The organism is Rhizobacter sp. SG703 (assembly GCF_012275445.1).
Classification (GTDB): domain Bacteria; phylum Pseudomonadota; class Gammaproteobacteria; order Burkholderiales; family Burkholderiaceae_C; genus Rhizobacter.
Map to the genome: position 1 here is coordinate 35577 of NZ_JAAZQK010000011.1, position 16554 is coordinate 52130.

19 protein-coding genes and 1 pseudogene are annotated in these 16554 nt (G+C 69.5%); 4 read left to right on the top strand and 16 right to left on the bottom strand.

The features are described from left to right. Positions 1–3 precede the first annotated feature (3 nt). From FHT26_RS22335 to FHT26_RS22395, 12 genes are all read right to left on the bottom strand, one after another. A complete protein-coding gene (locus FHT26_RS22335) occupies positions 4–696 on the bottom strand; it encodes a CIS tube protein (protein ID WP_168562308.1) in 693 nt (230 codons plus the stop codon). A gap of 33 nt (positions 697–729) precedes the next feature. Then, positions 730–900 (bottom strand): DUF5908 family protein, encoded by a 171-nt coding sequence (locus FHT26_RS22340; protein ID WP_168562309.1) that lies wholly within the window; start codon positions 898–900, stop codon positions 730–732. Positions 901–922: 22 nt separating this feature from the next. Further along, the gene (locus tag FHT26_RS22345; RefSeq protein ID WP_210427536.1) at positions 923–1525 is read right to left on the bottom strand and encodes a phage tail protein; all 603 of its coding nucleotides are present in this window, start codon (positions 1523–1525) and stop codon (positions 923–925) included. Continuing rightward, on the bottom strand, positions 1525–1983 hold the full coding sequence (locus tag FHT26_RS22355) for a phage tail protein (protein WP_056809839.1): 459 nt from the start codon (positions 1981–1983) through the stop codon (positions 1525–1527). The genes FHT26_RS22345 and FHT26_RS22355 overlap by 1 nt, the downstream gene beginning before the upstream one ends. 49 nt (positions 1984–2032) lie before the next feature. Further along, positions 2033–3661: a phage tail sheath family protein gene (locus FHT26_RS22360; protein ID WP_168562310.1), complete on the bottom strand. Its 1629-nt coding sequence runs from the start codon at positions 3659–3661 to the stop codon at positions 2033–2035. A 33-nt stretch (positions 3662–3694) separates the two neighbouring features. Next, complete coding sequence (locus tag FHT26_RS22365) at positions 3695–4552, bottom strand: hypothetical protein (protein WP_168562311.1); 858 nt, start codon at positions 4550–4552, stop codon at positions 3695–3697. A 2-nt stretch (positions 4553–4554) separates the two neighbouring features. After that, on the bottom strand, positions 4555–5127 hold the full coding sequence (locus tag FHT26_RS22370; protein WP_168562312.1) for a Pvc16 family protein: 573 nt from the start codon (positions 5125–5127) through the stop codon (positions 4555–4557). A gap of 91 nt (positions 5128–5218) precedes the next feature. Next, the gene (locus FHT26_RS22375; protein WP_168562313.1) at positions 5219–5650 is read right to left on the bottom strand and encodes a response regulator; all 432 of its coding nucleotides are present in this window, start codon (positions 5648–5650) and stop codon (positions 5219–5221) included. Positions 5651–5878: 228 nt separating this feature from the next. Further along, a complete protein-coding gene (locus FHT26_RS22380; protein WP_168562314.1) occupies positions 5879–6562 on the bottom strand; it encodes a response regulator in 684 nt (227 codons plus the stop codon). A 52-nt stretch (positions 6563–6614) separates the two neighbouring features. Next, complete coding sequence (locus FHT26_RS22385; RefSeq protein ID WP_168562315.1) at positions 6615–7415, bottom strand: sensor histidine kinase; 801 nt, start codon at positions 7413–7415, stop codon at positions 6615–6617. Between the two features lie 131 nt (positions 7416–7546). Beyond that, a complete protein-coding gene (locus FHT26_RS22390; RefSeq protein ID WP_168562316.1) occupies positions 7547–8776 on the bottom strand; it encodes a type II toxin-antitoxin system HipA family toxin in 1230 nt (409 codons plus the stop codon). Continuing rightward, complete coding sequence (locus FHT26_RS22395) at positions 8773–9081, bottom strand: helix-turn-helix domain-containing protein (RefSeq protein WP_168562317.1); 309 nt, start codon at positions 9079–9081, stop codon at positions 8773–8775. Before FHT26_RS22395 ends, FHT26_RS22390 begins: the two co-directional genes overlap by 4 nt. Before the next feature lie 231 nt (positions 9082–9312). Here FHT26_RS22395 and msrP point away from each other — a divergent pair, with 231 nt between their 5' ends. Together msrP and FHT26_RS30405 are read left to right on the top strand one after the other, a co-directional pair. After that, positions 9313–10191, top strand: coding sequence for a protein-methionine-sulfoxide reductase catalytic subunit MsrP (gene msrP, locus FHT26_RS22400; RefSeq protein WP_168562318.1), 879 nt, complete (start codon positions 9313–9315; stop codon positions 10189–10191). Next, positions 10160–10726 (top strand): annotated as a pseudogene (locus FHT26_RS30405) (protein-methionine-sulfoxide reductase heme-binding subunit MsrQ); the annotation flags it as partial. The gene msrP and the pseudogene FHT26_RS30405, both read left to right, overlap by 32 nt. Positions 10727–10880: 154 nt before the next feature. On the opposite strand, the gene FHT26_RS22405 reads toward FHT26_RS30405, so the two are convergent. From FHT26_RS22405 to FHT26_RS22415, 3 genes are read right to left on the bottom strand one after another with little or no spacing between them, the layout of a single operon-like run. After that, positions 10881–11555 carry a DUF799 domain-containing protein gene (locus FHT26_RS22405; RefSeq protein ID WP_168562319.1) on the bottom strand — a complete coding sequence of 225 codons (675 nt, stop codon included), beginning with the start codon at positions 11553–11555 and terminating at the stop codon, positions 10881–10883. Next, positions 11552–11926 carry a DUF4810 domain-containing protein gene (locus tag FHT26_RS22410; RefSeq protein WP_056809856.1) on the bottom strand — a complete coding sequence of 125 codons (375 nt, stop codon included), beginning with the start codon at positions 11924–11926 and terminating at the stop codon, positions 11552–11554. Before FHT26_RS22410 ends, FHT26_RS22405 begins: the two co-directional genes overlap by 4 nt. Continuing rightward, positions 11923–12600, bottom strand: coding sequence for a CsgG/HfaB family protein (locus FHT26_RS22415; RefSeq protein WP_168562320.1), 678 nt, complete (start codon positions 12598–12600; stop codon positions 11923–11925). The genes FHT26_RS22410 and FHT26_RS22415 overlap by 4 nt, the downstream gene beginning before the upstream one ends. Positions 12601–12860: 260 nt before the next feature. Here FHT26_RS22415 and FHT26_RS22420 point away from each other — a divergent pair, with 260 nt between their 5' ends. Together FHT26_RS22420 and FHT26_RS22425 are read left to right on the top strand one after the other, a co-directional pair. Continuing rightward, entirely contained in the window at positions 12861–13748 is an 888-nt protein-coding gene (locus FHT26_RS22420) for a hypothetical protein (protein ID WP_210427537.1), read from the top strand. Between the two features lie 20 nt (positions 13749–13768). Further along, entirely contained in the window at positions 13769–14932 is a 1164-nt protein-coding gene (locus tag FHT26_RS22425) for a hypothetical protein (RefSeq protein ID WP_168562321.1), read from the top strand. 173 nt (positions 14933–15105) lie between these two features. On the opposite strand, the gene FHT26_RS22430 is transcribed toward FHT26_RS22425, so the two are convergent. Then, positions 15106–16377, bottom strand: coding sequence for an HrpF/NolX family T3SS translocon protein (locus FHT26_RS22430; RefSeq protein ID WP_168562322.1), 1272 nt, complete (start codon positions 16375–16377; stop codon positions 15106–15108). Positions 16378–16554 lie beyond the last annotated feature (177 nt).

The window sequence follows — 16554 nt, forward strand, 5'->3', positions numbered from 1 at the left end:
GGCTTACCTCGACGCCGGCACCAGCAGCTGCGTGCCGGGCGCGACGGACATCAGCGTCGGCAGGTTGTTCGCGCGCGCTACGTCGGCCGCCATGTCGGCATCGCCGCAGTGCTCGGCGCAGATCTGCGGCAGCGTGTCGCCGTCGACCACGGTGATGCTCCTGGCGCCGCCCGGCGGCGTTCGGTTGGAGACCAGCTGAGATTCCTCCTTGCTCATCGCGCCGAGGAAGCTGAGCTCGACGCGGGCACGCAGCGGTTCTCCGCTGGGCTTGAAGAGCGTGTACTGCGTGTTCAGCGATTCGAGCCGGCCGAAGAAGATCAGGCTGCCCCACAGCAGGCGGACGTACGGCGGCTCCTGCGTGTCGGCCAGGTACTGGTAGGCCACCGCGTTGAGCTTCTTCATCTGCGTGCGCACGTCTTCGCGCTGGCCGTTGGCGCCGGGCGGCACGACGCCGGTGCCGTCGAGCACGAGCGAGAACGAGACATGCTCGTCGCCGACCGAGCTGAACTTCGGGCTGGCCTGTGCATCGCCCTGGGTCTTCTTCTTGTCGTAGGTGATGCCGGCCGTGTGCTTGAAGTCGGCCGGGTTGATCTGCACGGTGAACGTCGCCGAATCGTCGAGCTTGACCGTGCCCTTCACCAGCGTGAAGCGGGTCATCACCAGGTGCGTGAGTTGGCCTAGGCGGTCGGTGGGCATGGTGTGCTCCTGCTCTGGAATGAAGGGGCCATCTCACCGCTCCCGCTGAGCACGAAGCTGCTGCGCCAGCCAGGCCTTGCACTCGGACAGCACCTGCTCGCGCACCCGCTGCAGCTCGGCCGACGAAAGAACCTGCCGCGGCGCCACCACAGGCGTCGAATGGACCTGCGAGCGGATCAGCAATTGACGCACCTCGATGCTCATCTGAATCCTTTGCAAAAAGCGCTCAGTAGATGCGGTTCGAGCGGGCATAGGCCAGCTCGATCTTCTCCATCGCCACCTCGTTGCGGGTGGACTGGAAGCCGTCGATCTCCCACTTCACCGGCCAGGCGTTCTCGATCGACCAGCAACGCAACGGATCGCCGCCCTGGTCGAGCAGGAACACGTGCACCAGCTTCGGGAAGATCGGCTTCACGAAGCCGCCGTCCAGCACCGCCTGGCACCACTGCACCAGCCGCGAATCGCTGACCGCGATGCCGCGCTTCAGCACCAGCCGCGGGTGCTTGATCGCCTTCGGCAGCACGTGTGCGAAACCGTTCAGCCCGCCCTCGTTCACCGTCTCGGTCTCGACCTCCGGGCCGATCCCGCTGACCTCGCGGAACGCGCCGTCGGCATCCCTCGGCTGCGTGCCGAAGGTCACCGCGAAATGAAACGCCGGCGGCGGGTAGAACTCCAGCGGCTTCGTGGTCCGCAGCTTCGCCTTCGCCGCCTGCAGCGACTGCGGGTTCACGCCGCGCGCGACCGGTGCCGCTGCGGGCGGCGGCGCCGCGGGCCGGGGCGGCGCCTTCGGCGGCGGCAGCGGCGGGGCCGGCGGGATCGCAGTCGCCATCAGGCGTTGGCGATCGTCAGGCCCTCGTGCGCGATCACGATGGTCTCGACCGCCACCTCGTTGCCTTGCGCCTTCAGGTCGGTGCCGGTGATCTTGGTCGGCCAGGCGTTCGCCAGCGTCCACACCATCGTCACGCCGCCGGCTTCATCGAGCAGGCTGATCGTCACCGACTTGCGCTTGATGACGTTCATCTTGATCTCGTTGAACCAGTCCCACAGCTTGTTGTCGGACTTGAAGACGCCCTTCTTCATCGTCACGTCGCTGTACTTCTTCAAGCCCGGCATCTTGATCACCGAGAAGGCCGGGCTGTCGCCGTGCCGGTATTCGATCGGCTGGGCCTCCACGTCGAGGCCGGAGACCTCCTGGAAGTGCATCTCCGTCGAGTCCCACTTCACCGAAAAGCGGAACTTGGGAAGCGGCCACACCGTGGTCGATTGCGCGGATCCGTCGTCTGCCATGGTCTGCCTCCTGAAGGGTCAATTGATTCGTGCGGATTGCGGGGATGGGTCACGACTTCTGCATCTGCTGCTGGAAGGTGATCTCGATGAACTCGGCCGGCCGGCTGATCGCCACCAGCACCGTCACGCGCAGGATCCCCTCGAGGATGTCCTCGGGCGTCATCGTCTCGCCCAGCCCCACGTGCACGCTGAACGCATCGTCCGGCACCGCGCCGGCCAGCCCGCCGCGCTTCCAGATGCCGGTCAGGAAGTTGGTGACCATGCTCTTGATGGTCACCCAGGTGCTCGACACGTTCGGCTCGAACACCATCGCCTTGGCCGCCAGGCGGCACGACTCCTCGAGCATGATCATCGTGCGCCGCACGTTGATGTAGCGCCAGTCCAGGCTGTTGCCGTCCAGCGTGCGCGCTCCCCAGACCAGCACGCCCTCGCCGATGAACGAGCGGATCGCGTTGATCGACTTGCCCTGCGTCGTGACGTTCAGGTCCTCCTGGTCCTCGTGCGAGATCGTCACCGCCGGCGACACCACGCCGTTCAGGCTGACGTTGGCCGGCGCTTTCCAGACGCCGCGGGTGTTGTCGACCATCGTGTAGATGCCCGCCATCGCCGGCGACGGCGGCATCAGGTTCAGCCGGTTGCGCGCCTCGGCCATGATGGTGTTGAACAAGGTGCTGGACGCGCCCAGGCTCTTGTTCAGCAAGGCCTTGTGCGTCTCGACCGCCAGCTTCAGCGCCGCCGGTGCGAGCAGCTTCTGCTTCTCGTCGTCGGTCTTGTCCGACGCGTTGACGTCGGCGGTGATGCCGGCGGCCCACTGGTCGTCGGTCTTCGCGACGTCCTGCACCGCCTGCCACTGCTGCGCGGTGCGCGCCGGCGTCTTCGGGTCGAACTGGGCCGGCAGCGCGAGCTCCGCCATCAACAGCTGGATCAGCACGTCCGGGTTGGCCACGCGGGTGTAGTCCAGGTCCTTGTCCTGCACCACCGTGGTGTTGACCCACGGGTAGTAGGCGGTCGCGAAATCGAGGAAGTTGACGCCGAGCGCGCCGCGGAAGCCCTCGATCGGATCGACGCCGGTCGGGTTCTTGCGGTCGAGGTGGCCGCCCCACACGTCGAGGATCGCCACCCGGCTGCGCATGCGCCCGCCGCAGTGCTGCAGCATCGCCTGCTGTACCGAGATGCAGTCCTTGGCCGACAGCAGCACCGCATCGGGCACGACGACCATCGTCGGCTCCTGCTCCTTGACCAGCGGCTCGATGCCGGCCATCAGCTTGTCGGCCTCGATCAGCGCCGACTTGCCGTACTCGCCGACCGACACCACGTAGCACGGGCCGCCACCGTTCTGGAAGAAATGCAGCATCCCGTAGTACAGCAGGAAGCGGCCGCCCGCCAGGCCGTCGGCCTGCGTCAGCAGGTATTCCTTGTCGCCGGCCTTGAACGCGGCGACCGCGTTCGCGTCGGTCTTCTCGGCGATGCCGAACTTCGGGTCCGGACCGAAGCCGAAGTACTGGTGGTACTCGGCCATCGAACCGATGCGCCACGGCTTCATGTTCAGCGACTTGCCGGCGTTCTCGGCGCGGTCCGTGTAGCCGATGAAGGCCGGGACCGCGGTGGCCACCTCGACCACCGAGTTCGGAAAGGCATTCTTCTCGACGATATAGACGCCGGGGGTCTTCATGGCCATGGCGGCCTCCTCTGCGGTTAGTGTTGACGGGGCCTAGCGATGCACATGGATCTCGGAGACCAGGCGGCTCTCGCTGCCGACCTGCTCTCGCGCCAGGAACTGCGCTGCCGCCACCGGCAAGCGCTTGACCAGCACCTTGTCGCCGCCGCGCTGGCGGCTGCGCAACTGGAATCGGCGTTCGCTGCGCTGCGCGAGCGCGATCGGCGAGCGCGAACGGATGGCCAGCAGCGGCGCGCCGTTGTCGAGGCGGCCGGGCTCGGGATCGCCGAACTCGATGCCGCTGGCCAGGTCGACGACCTGCAGTTGCGGCTCGGGCCAGTCGCCATGCAGGCAGTATTTCCACACCGTCTCGCGCGGCGCGAACCGCACCGTGCACATGAGCGGGGCCCGCGGCAACGCGGCCAGGGGCACGCGCAGCAGCGCGAGCGGCGGCATCAGGCGGGCGCCGTTCGGTGCCTGCGCGCCGAGCGACTGCGACACCAGCGGCCAGGTCAGCGGACGCACGTCGGCCCGCGAGACGGTCTCGCCCGCGTGCAGGCGCAGCGGCGCGTCGCCGCCTGCCCTGCCCTCGTCCCACAGCGCCTCGCCGGCATCGAGCCACAGCAGTTCGGCAGGCCACTGCGCCGGGTTGTCGGTGCAGGTCGGGAAGGCCTCGTCGGTCGCATGCACCTGCCAGGCGAGCACTGCGTCCGGCTCCATTGCCAGCGCCTGCGCCGGGCCGAACAGCGCGAGCGCGCTGCCGGTGTGGCGCTCGATCGCATCGGTGGCGCGCAGCCACGCCGCGGTGTCGCCCACCGGCACGAAGCGCAGCCCGGGGCAGCGGCCGTCGGCGAAGAAGCCGTGCGCGAAGTCGACGCGCAGCAGCGGGACGTAGGGGCCGAGGTCGATCATGCTCAGGCTCCCACCCCGGCCTGCGCGCGGCGGATCACCGGCAGCTGCGCGTCGAGCTGGCCGGCGTCGAAGGTGACCATGCGCACGCGGTACAGGACCGACGGCAGGTAGCGGCCGCTGAACAGGCCCCACAGGTTGCTCAGGTCGCTGACGCCGAGGTTCTCGATGTCGAGCGTCAGCTTCTCGATGCGCGGGTCGAGGTCGGGCGTGTTCTGGTGGTCGAGCACCGGCCACGACTGGAAATGCGCGATCGTGCTGGAGATGAACTTCAGCGCCTCGGGGTAGTTGGCCGCGCTGAAGTTGGCGGCGAACATGACCATCAGGTTCAGCGACACCGGCACCGGCAGCCGCGCCTGGCGGCCCACGCCGGCCTCGGAGCGCGTGCGGTGGCCGGGCATCGTGTCGCGCTCGATGTTGACGAGGAACACCGCCAGCTTGTTGTTGATGTTGGCGGCGACGCTGCCATCCGGCTCGTACGGGCTCGACACGACGACCAGTTCCTCGCCCAGCTGGAACGAACGCCGCAAGGCGTTGTTCAGCTGGTTGGCAACGTGCGCGATGGCCGCGTCGATCATGGGGACCTTGGTGGTGGCGGTGAAGGAATGCGCCAACGATAGGGACGCGTGCCGCCCGCGCCCATCGGTCAATCTCTGAACTTGCGCTTCCTCATTGCTGAGACGGCGGTGGCGGCCGGCTGATGCGGCCGACATCTCGCGCACCCGCTGCCACGGCGCGGATCGCCTGCGCCAGGTCGGCGATCGGGTCGTCCTTCAGCACGTAGCCGCAGGCGCCGGCGGCCCGCATCGCGTCGACGATCGCCGGCTCGTCGTGCATCGACAGCACCAGCACGCGCAGCTGGGGGTGCTGTGCGAGCAGCGCGGTCATTGCCGCGGGGCCGCCGCCGGGCATCTGCACGTCCATCAGAAGCACGTCGGGGAGCGTGGGCGCGTGCGCGAGCCACGCCTGCAGCGCGGGCACGTCGGCGGCTTCACCGACGACCACGAAGCCGAGCGGGCGCAGCAGATCGGCCACGCAGGTTCGGTAGGCCGCGTGGTCGTCGGCCAGCAACAGGGTCAGGGGGGACGCAACAACGGCCATCGTGAAGCGCAGCGTGAACCGCTGTGCGGCGCTGCGCCATCAGGAAAGGGCTGATACGGGAGTGCGCGAAATCTGAGAGGCCCCACTCCGTTCGGGGCCTCGCACCGCTGCATTCGGGGCGAGCCCCTCCGTTCGGGCTGAGCCTGTCGAAGCCTGGTTCGATGCGCGCAGCCCTTCGGCAAACCCAGAGCGAAACGGGGAAAGGTCTGCTTCGCGAGGCCGCCGCGCTCAGGCCGGCACACGCGCGGCGTTGCGCCACGGCTGGTCGAGCGAACTCAGGCCTTCGCACAGCGCATAGCGCGTCAGCTCCGCCAGGCTGCTGATGTCCAGCTTCTGCATCACGTGCTCGCGGTGCGTCGCAACGGTCTTGATGCTGACGTGCAGCCGGTCGGCGATCTGCTGCGTCGACAAGCCCTCCGACAACAGCTGCACCATCTCGCGCTCGCGCGGCGTCAGCGCCGCAGTGCTGCCGGCCGACGGCGGCTGGCCGCGGCTGCGCACCTCCTTGACGACCAGGCCGACCAGCTCGGCGCTCAGGTGGATCTGGTCGGACATCGCCTTGCGGATCGCCAGCGCCAGCTCGTCGTACGAGCAATCCTTCAGCACATAGCCCGACGCCCCCGCCTCGAGCACCGCGAGCACCATGCGGCTCTCGGCGTGCACCGACAGGCACAGCACGCGCACCGACGGCTCGTCGGCCCGGATGCGCCGTGTCGCCTCGACACCGTTCAGCCCCGGCATCGACACGTCGGTGACGACGATGTCGGGCCGCAGCTCGCGCGCCAGCCGCACGGCACCGAGGCCGTCGTCGGCCTGGCCGATCAGCTCGATGTCTCTCTCGCGCGCCAGCAGGGCGCACAGCCCGTCGCGCACGATGCGGTGATCGTCGGCCAGCACGATGCGAATGCCCATGGTCGCTCCTCTCGGGGTCGTCTGAGGCCGCGCAGCGCGCGACCGGATGCGTTCAGCCAGCGGCTTTCACTGCCGCGTTGACGGCATTCGGCAGCAGGATGGTGATGCGCGTGCCCAGGCCGGCGCAGGACGAGATCTCGAGCCGCCCGCCGATCGCCTGGATCTGCGCCTGCGTGCTGGCCAGCCCGAAGCCGCCGGTGCGGCTGAACACGCCGCGCGACGCATCGGTGCGAAAGCCGACGCCGTCATCGGCAACGCACAGCTTCAGGCTGCGGCCGTCGCCCCACCCGCTGATGCTGACGCGCGCCGCATGCGCATGCTTCTGCACGTTCAGGCACAGCTCGCGCACGCCGCGGAACACGACCGCCTGCACCGCCTCGGGCAAGTGGAGCGGCGGCAGCGCGCCATCGAAGATGACCTGCAGCCGGCTGTCGGCGGCGAGCCGGTCGGCCAGGCTGCGCAAGGCCTGCTCCAGGCCGAGGCGCAGCACCGGGCTGCTGAGGTCGAAGGTGGCCGAACGGGTGGCGTGCGAGGCCTGCGCCAGCAGCGAGGCGATCTCGTCGAGCAGTTCGCTTGCTTCGACACCCGGCGGGCTGTCGCGCAACGCACCGAGCTTGAGCCGCGCGAGCGTCAGGAACTGGCCGATCTCGTCGTGCAGGCCGAGCGCGATGCGCTCTCGCTCCCGCGCCTCGGCGACGGTGATCTCGTAGGCCAGCGTGCGCAGGTGACCGCGCGCAGGCCGGGCGAGTTGCCGCGGCAGCAGCCGGGGCGACACGTGGCCGCGCGCCGGCAGGCGGCCTCGACACCCGGTCCCCGGCAGCAACCGGACCGTCGGCTCGACTCGTGCTCTCATTGTTCGCTCCCTGGCGATTTGTTGGCGCCCGCAGGCGGTCGTCCTGTTGTCGGACGACGAGACGATTATGGGCACGCGACATCGCCCGTGTCAGCGATGCCCCGACATGGTTCAGCAGTTTTCAGCACGCTTCAGGCGGCGCAGCGGTGCAGGTTCTCGCGCACTGCGGCGGCGATGGCCTGGCGCGTCGCGCGGCGCACGCCAGCCTCGTCGAGGCGCTGCGGCAGCAGCGCGGCCTCGGTGCAGACGCGCTCCAGCGCATCGAGCGCCAGGCGCTGCGGCACCTGCGCCGCGCGCGCCAGCGCCAGCAACTGCGAGCGCCCCGGTGCCAGGCCCTCGCCCATCACCGAGGTCTGGTGGTGGCCGCGCGGACCGTGGCTGAAAACGAGGTCGTAGGCCGGCGAAAGCTGCCACGCCAGCCGCTCGTTCATGCGCAGCGCGAAGTTCTTCGCGTGATCGTCGCGGTTGTGGAAAACGACGTTGAAGACGCAGCGCAGGAAAGCCCGGCTCACCTCGACCTCGTCGCGGGTGAAGAAGCGGGTCGCGCGCAGCACGGTCTGGTAGTCGAGCGACGGCAGCCGGAAATCGGCCTGCAACGCGCCGGCGAACGAATGCACCGGCACCCGCATCGTGCCGGCGCGGTCGAAGCGCTCGACGCCGAATGCCGCCATCGCGCGGCCGAGGCGGAAGTGCTCGGTGCGCGGCATCGCGATGCCGCAGGCGCGCGCCGCGTGCGAGTAGGCGTATTCGACGGCGCACACCTCGGCATGCTCGCCACGCGCCGGGAACTTGATCAGCCAGGGTGTGCCATCGCCGGCGCTTTCGTCCGTGCTGACCCGGCGCGTGTCCGGATCGAAGCGCACCAGCACCTTCGGCCGCGCGCCTTGCGGCGAGCCGCCCATTACCGCCAGCGCGTTCAGCGCGGCGACGTCGTCGCCGTCGACCACCGTCTGCGCCGCGGTGGCCAGTTGCAGCAGCGAGAGGCCCTGTTCTGCCGGCGCCACCGCGTCGGCCGGGCGGAACGCCAAGGCCCCCATCGCACGCTCGCCGATGAACGCCAGCCGGTCGAGCGGCGACAGCCGCGCCGGATCGCGGCCACTCTTCAGGAACAGCTTGTCCATCAGCAACAGGCCCCAGCCGTCGGGCAGCGCATCGGCCAGCAGACCGGGCAGCTGCGACTGGAAGCCGGGGAAACCGCCGTAGGCCTCGGCGCGCAGCGGCAACTGCATCGCCGAGAACTCGACACCGCGCCGCAACGCCTCGGGCGAGTACTCGAACAGCAGCTGCGCGCCGTCGTCGGCCAGCCGGCCGAGCAGCCAGTCGTGACCCCAGCCGCGGAACAGGACGTCGAGCGCCTTCATCGCGGCAAGGCGGGCCGGCGGGCGCGCTGGCGCGGGGCCGCGGCGGCGCGTTCCATCTCGGCGATGCTGGTGTGCGGCTTGAGCTCGAGGATGTGCTCGAGGTCAGCGCTCAGCGACAGCGCCTGCACCACGCGCACGAAGGTCTGCAGCGTGGTGTTGCCGTCGGACTCGAGCTTCTTGACGGCGCCGAGCGCGACGCCGGCCCGCAACGCCAGCTCTTGCTGGGTGACGCGCGACGCGAGGCGCTGGCTGCGAAGGCGGCTGCCGAGCTCGCGGACCAGCTCGTCGGGGGTGGCGAATTTCATGTCGATCATGGAACTCAACAATGGACATTAAAGCATCCATTATTGAGTTATTTCAACTATAAAAGACATTTAAATGTCTTCTTTACGAGAAAAACTGAAAGCTGTCCGCACTGTAGCCACCTTTCCCGGCCGAGGGCGATCGGCCACGCGATTCAGGACAAATGTCCCCTGCACCGATGCCGGCCGCAGGTCGAAGACCCGGAGGTCCGCCACCTTCGCCGAGCACCCCGCATGAACCCGTCCCCGAGTGAGATCACGCCGCAGCGCCTGGGGTTCGACCGCCGCCAGATGCTTGCGCTGACCGGCGCGGCGCTGGCCGGCCCGGTCGCCGCGGCCTCGGCCCCGGCCCTCACCGCCGACGACATCACCCCGCGCGAAGCCGCGACCCGGCACAACAACTACTACGAGTTCTCGCCCGACAAGGCCGCCGTCTGGAAGCTCGCCGAAGAGTTCCGCACGACGCCGTGGACCGTCACCGTCGACGGCGAGGTCGAGCGCCCGCGCCGTTTCGACCTCGACGACCTGCTGCGCCGCTTCCCGCAGGAAGACCGCATCTACCGGCTGCGCTGCGTCGAGGGCTGGTCGATGGTGGTGCCGTGGCGCGGCTTCCCGCTCGCCGCGCTGCTGAAGCTCGTCGCTCCGACCTCGCGCGCACGCCATGTGCAGTTCATCTCGGTGCTGCGGCCGTCCGAGATGGTCGGGCAACGCCGGCCGATGCTCGACTGGCCCTACACCGAGGCCCTGCGCATCGACGAGGCCATGCACCCGCTGACGCTGGTGGCCACCGGCCTGTACGGCAGCGCGCTGCCGCCGCAGAACGGCGCACCGCTGCGGTTGGCGGTGCCCTGGAAGTACGGCTTCAAGAGCCCGAAGGCCATCACACACATCCGCCTGGTCGAGCAGCCGCCGGTCACCACCTGGATGCAGGCCGCGCCATCGGAATACGGCTTCTTCGGCAACGTGAACCCCGAGGTGCCGCACCCGCGCTGGTCGCAACGCCGCGAGCTGCGGCTGGGCGAACTCGCCAAGCGCCCCACCCTGCCTTTCAACGGGTACGCGGCCGAGGTCGCGTCGCTGTATGCCGGCATGGACCTCGCGCGGCAGTTCTAGGCCCGCAGCGTTGCTGCGCCGGCTGCTGCAGGTCGGCGTGCTGACGCCGCTGACCTTCGCGCTGTGCGCCTGGCCGGCGCTGCGCGGGTCGATCGGGTTCGCGGCCGGCGCGCTCGGCCCCGACCCGATCGCTGCGTTGACGCATGCGAGCGGCTGGTGGGCAATGGGCCTGCTGCTGGCAACGCTCGCGGTCACGCCGCTGCGCCGCGTCTCGGTGTGGCTGTCGCAGGCTGTGGCGCTGCGCTTCGGCCGGCGCATCGGCGACTGGAACGCACTGATCCGCCAGCGTCGCCAGCTCGGGCTGTGGAGCTTCGCTTATGCGGTGCTGCACCTCGGGCTGTATGTCGGCTTCGACATCGGCATCGGTGCCGGCACGCTGCATGCGTATGCGCAGGACCTGGCCGAACGGCCGTTCATCGCGCTCGGCTCGGCGGCGCTGCTGTTGCTGCTGCCGCTGGCGTTGACCTCGACCCGCGCGGCGATCCGCCGGCTGAAGCGGCACTGGCTGCGGCTGCACCGGCTGGTGTATGCCGCCGCCGTGCTCGCGGCACTGCACGGCGTGCTGCAGGCGAAGCCGGGCCAGCTGTCGGCGGGGGTCTTCGCCGGCACCACGCTGGCGCTGCTGGCGTTCCGGCTGGCCGCGCAGGCGTGGGGCCAGCGGGCGCAGCCGGGCGGGTCGACGGGTGCGGCTATTGCACCGGCATCGGCTGCCCGTGCAGCGGCGAACGCGGCCCCGGCGGCACGCCGTTGCGGCGAGGCCCGCCCAGCATGCGGTCGTCGGCCACGCCCGCCCAGCGGTACGACTCGTCGGTCGCGTTGCTCATGACGTGCCGCACCAGCGCGCCCACCAGCGCGCCGATCAGGCCGCCCTGCGACTGCTGCTGCTCCTCGGACGAGCTGGCCACCGCCGACCCGTTCCACAGCAGCTCGCCGCTGCGCAGGTCGACGATGCGCGCCTCGACCTCGACGCGCGTCTCGCTGGACAGCACCGTGTAGCTGGCGCCGTACTTGCGCACCTTGATGTAGACCGCCGCGTCGGCACCGAAGACCTCGCGCAGCTTGCGGGCGGAGATCTCCTGGGCGTCGTGCGCGGTGTCGACACCGTTCTGGCGCAAGGTCTCGTCGACCAGCGTGACCGGCAGCACGTAGTAGCCGGCTTCGGCCAGCGGCCGGGTCGCGTGGCTCCAGACGGACGCGGTCGCGCTGATCTCGGGCGATTCGTTCAGCGGCGGCAGCACCAGCAGCGAGGCCGGCCGGGCGCGGTTGAACGCGGTGTAGTCGTAGCCCGGCGAGGTCGCGCAGCCGCCGAGCAGTGCCGCCGCGGCAACGCACGCCCACAGGCCCATCGATCGAAGGGTCGTCATGCCGGTTTCTCCGCCTTGGTCACCGGGCCGTCCAGGCGCTTCAGCAACTGGTCCATGTAGGGTGCCGACTCCGGAAACGCCAGCTTCTCGGCCTGCCACAGCTGGCGGGCCTCGCCGGGGTCGCCGATCGACAGCTTCAGCATGCCGAGGTGCGCGCGCAGGCCGGGCGGCAGCGCGGCGTTCTGCGCCCGCGCCTTCACGACGTGCTCTTCCAGCGCGGCGATCTGCTCCTGCGCGCCGGCGCCGCCGCGCTGCAGCGCGTCGTACTGCTGGCGCGGGAACGACTCCCACAGGTACAACGGCGGGCGCGGCTTGGCGCAGCCGGCGAGCATCGCCACCGCGCAGGCGGCGACCCACAGGCCCAGCCTCACCTGGCGGCCTCCTTGCCCCACTGGCCGGCGTCCTTCGCGGCGACGAGGTCGTCGACCGCCTGGCGCATCGCGAGGTCGAGCACCTTGCCGTTCAGCGTCGCGTCGTAGCTGGCGGTGCCGCCGAAGCCGAGCACCTCGCGGTTCGACAGCTCGTACTCGCCGGCGCCGCGGGCCGAGTAGACGACCTCGGCAGTCAGGCTGTTGACGATGTTGAGCGTGATCTTCGCGTAGGCGATCTGCGTCTTGCCGCGGCCGAACAGGCCGAACAGCTGGTGGTCGCCGACCTCCTTGCGGCCGAACTCGGAGATGTCGCCGGTCACCACGTACGACGCGCCGCGCAGCTGCTGGGCCGCGCCCTGCAGCTTGGCCTCCTGGCCGGTCTCGGACAGGTTGTCGCGGTCGAGCACCGAGAAGCGCTGCGACTGCTGCAGGTGCGCGACCAGCGTCGTCTTGGCCTGGCTGCCGAGCCGGTCGACGCCATCGGAGAACACGCCGCGCATGAAGCTGGAGCGGTTGTCGAACTTGCCGACCGAGACCGGCAGGCGCGTGCCGTTGAACGGCGCCGCGGCGGCCTGCGTCTTCGCGACCTCCAGCGTGCGGGAGCTTTCGGTGGCGCAACCGGCGATGAGCAAGGCGCATGCAGCCGCGAGCACGGCTGTCGGACGTTGGAGCATGGGGATCCTCGAGGTGATGAAACCGGCCGCGCGAGGCGCAGCCGGTCAGGCGGCAGGATTATCTGACGGGCTTGTCGGCAAAAGTCGGCCGGCGGCGGCGAAAAGATTGATGACGCCGCGCAGGGCCTATCGCGCTGCGCCCTCGCCACGTCAAGAGGGGAACTTCGGGCTTCTGGTCTTTTCCGCACGAGCGTACTTTTCGGGCCTCGCGAGATCGGTTTCACAACGCCGGTTTCCACAACACACAGGGAGACAACCCGATGCGACACCTCACGCGGCTGCGCCTGGCCGGGCTCGTTGCTGGACTCGTCGGCCTGGCGACGGCAGCACTCGCCACCAACTACTCGCTGTGGATCAACGGCCGCACCGGCGGCGGCATCCTCGGCAACTACGCCGACTTCACCTACTGGGGACCGTCGAGCGTCGAGGCCGGCGTCAACAAGAAGTCGGTCAATTGGGACGGCTTCAACCACGTCTCGGACCAGAACTACCTGGTGCGCAACGCGCTCGACTGCTACTGCACGGGGCCGAACTGGTGCTACGTCGCGGCCCACAGCGCCGGCGACCTGATGATCGGCTACGCGCTGTCGCTGTACGGCGGCACCGCGCGCTCGAAGAAGAACGCAATCCCGAGCTCTACCGGCGAATGCGGCAACAGCGACGGCACGACGCAGGTCGGCTGGAACATCAAGTGGGTCGACATCGCAGCGGGTGCCGGCGGCGGCAGCGAGCTTGCCGATGCGGGCGACTGGGCGGTCTCGGAGCCGCTGGTGTCCGACCTGAAGACCAGCACCGCCCGAGCGCTGTACGACCACAACAACACCCGTTCGACCTGGTTCTACATGCACGCCGGCTCGAAGGGCACGCTGTATTCCTTCGTGCTGCCGGGGCAGGACGACGAGGTCGTGGCCTACCACTCCAGTGGCGGCGTGTCGGGCAGCTCGGGCGGCAGCTACTGCAACCCGAGCGACTGGTTCTGCAACGACCTGACGCTGGGCACCGCGAGCAATGAAGGCGGCCGCGCGAAGTGGAGCAACCATTCGGTGGTCTTCCGCGACGATGCCGAGGCCTTCAACCACTACACGAACAAGAACTGGGAAGGCGTCGTCTCGAAGGTGCGCGCCGACATGGTCACCAACGCAAGATGATGGCTTGAGCGCCACGCTGAATGGGCCGGCCTGCACTCATCGCGATCGCCTGCGGCGGCATCGTCGCGGTGATCGCCGCGCTGTCGTTCGGGCGCGATGCGCCGGCCGTCGTGCCGGCGCCCTTGCCTGCTGTCGCGGCAGCAGTTGCGCCACGGCCGGCGGCGGCGGCATCGGCGGTGTCGTTCGGCGCCAGCGCGGTGCAGGTGCGCCGCGCGCAGCTCGACCTCTGGCAGCAGCGGCTGGTGCGCGCCGAAGACACCTTGTCGAAATACAAGACGTCGACGCGCTACCCGCACGAGGCGCGGCCGCTGGCCGAGCACCCGGACCAGCAGCGCCCCTTCGATCCGGTGGCCGAAGAGATGCCGCTGCGCACGCCGGGCGGCCAACCCGCGAAGGGCGTGCATGTGCGCAGCACGCAGGACCGCGTGTTCGCGAGCGGCGCCGAATCGGTGCGGGTCACGGTGCGCGCCGTCGATGACGACGACCGCCCGCTGCCGCTGCTGGTGACGCGCGCGGTGGCATTCGACCTGCCCGACGCGCGCCGGCCCGCGGGACGTCCGCAGGTGCCGGTGAACTTCACCGAGGCCGCGGACGGCAGCCTCGCCGCGGTGCTGCAGCCGTCGACGCAAGGGTTCCCGGATTTCGCCGGCACGATCCGCATCCAGGCGTACCTGAACCAGGCGGGCCAGCTGGGCAACGTCAACTTCGATGTGGTCTACAACCCGCTGGTGCCCGCCGAATGGGCCGGCGTGCGCGAGGCGCTGCAGGCCGGTTCGCTCGATTTCTTCCTGAAGGCGAAGGTCGCGCAGCCCGGCCGCTATGTCGTCAGCGCGCGCGTCGACGATGCGGCCGGCAAGCCGTTCGCGCTGCTGAGCTTCAACGACGAGGTGGCGGTGGGCGAGCAGGAGTTCAGGCTGCGGCTGTTCGGCAAGCTGGTGCGCGACGGCAAGCCGGCATTTCCGCTGACGCTGCGCGACGTGCAGGGCTTCCTGCTGGTGCCCGACCGCTTTCCGGACCGCGCGATGCTGCCGCGGCAACCCGGCACCGTGCACACCAGCCAGGCCTACGCGCTCGACAGCTTTTCAGATGCCGAATGGAGCAGCGAGGAGCGAAGCCGCTACCTCGCCGAGCTCAGCAAGGATGTGGACGAAGCGAAACGGCAGGTCGACGCCTTGAACCGCTGAGGGCCTGCCTGCACCCCGGTTGCTCAAAGCCAGCGCCACACGCGGACCAGCCAGGCCGGCACGCGCTGTCCACGGGGACGATAGTTTTGGCGAAGTTGTGCGTACATGAGTGACCTCCGAGGCGATGACTGTATCTTTATACAGTGCTGTGTGCAAGCACAGTATATGAAGGGTCAGCCTTTGTAGCTGCCGCGCACCGCATCGCCCGCCGCCTTCGCACCCAGCCCGGTCGGGTCCGCGAAGCCGACCGCGGTCTCCGTCAGGCTCGCGCCCATCTCGACACCGGCCTTCTTCACGTCGCCGCCGATCACCGCCGTGTCGGCCACGTGCAGCGCGCCGCCGATCGCCTTGGTGCCGAGTTCGGCCAGCGCGGAGAACACCTTGCCGAGGCCCGGGATCTTGCCGATCGTGTTCTTGATCAGGTCGCCGATGAAGTTGAAGACCTTCGACAGGCCATCGAGGATCTTGTGGCCGATGTATTCGGCGTTGTCCATGTTCGTGCCGTTCTTCTTCACATGGCCGTCGTTGGTCTGGTCGAGCCGCTGGTCGGCCTTCAGGTGGCCGTAGCCGTACTTGCCGAAGTCCTGCAGCAGGCCGGCCTCGGTGCCGTGGCGGGCATCGCCGTCCTTCGTGAAGCCTTCGATCTTGCCGTTCTTCACCAGCTCCGGGTCGCGCACGTCGCCGTCGCGGTCCTTCGCGTTCTTGACCCAGTCGACGACGTTGGACGCGCGCTGCGCCGCGTCGGCGCGCTCCTGCGGACTCTTCGACGGATCGTCCCAGTCGCCGCACTGCTTCTTCAGGTTGTCCTTCACGCCGCTCTGGTTGCCCAGGTTCTTCAGCGTCGGGTTGCCGTCGACGATGCTTTGCGCCGACGCACCGGGCGCCGCCTTGTCGTTGGCCGACGGCATCGCCGGGCCGCCTGACGCCTGGCCGCCTTGCGCACCCTGCGTGGCGGCGGCCTGGCCACCCTGCGGTGCGGCCAGCGCCTGCTGCGGCTGCGACTGCGGCATCGACGGCAGCTTCGTCATCGCCGACAGCGACGCGGAACTCATGCCGGGGTCGCCGCCCTCGTCGTCGTTGCCGACCGAGAAGCTCGGCATCTGCAGGCCGCCCATCGCGGCGCCCTGGGCACCGCCCGGCATCTGCAGGCCGCCCATCGCGGCGCCCTGGGCACCGCCCGGCATCTGCAGGCCGCATTGCGGCTGGCCGCCGCCGTGCAAGGCCAAGGCCTGTTGCGGCTCCGCGCCCAGCCCCTCGGCCAGCCCGGGAATCTGCAGGCCGCCCATCACCTGGTCGATGAAGGCGCCTTGCGGCTGGCCGCCGTGCAAGGCCAGGCCCTGCTGCCCGGGCATGCCCGGCATGCCTTCGGCCGGCAACCCGGCGACACCGTTGGCCGGTGCGAAATGCGCGCCGGCCTGAAGCAGTTGGGTGAATGGAACCTTCATGATCGAGACGCTTTCGACGCATCACCCAGGCACGCTGCGGCGCAGCGATGGAAACCCGGCGAACGGTTCCGTACCTTAGGAGCGAGCGTGCAGCCACCACCCCACGGGATGCGAAGCTGCCGCCCGGAATCCGAAAAGTCCCTGCCTGCCACACGGCGACACCCGTACCGCCAGCTC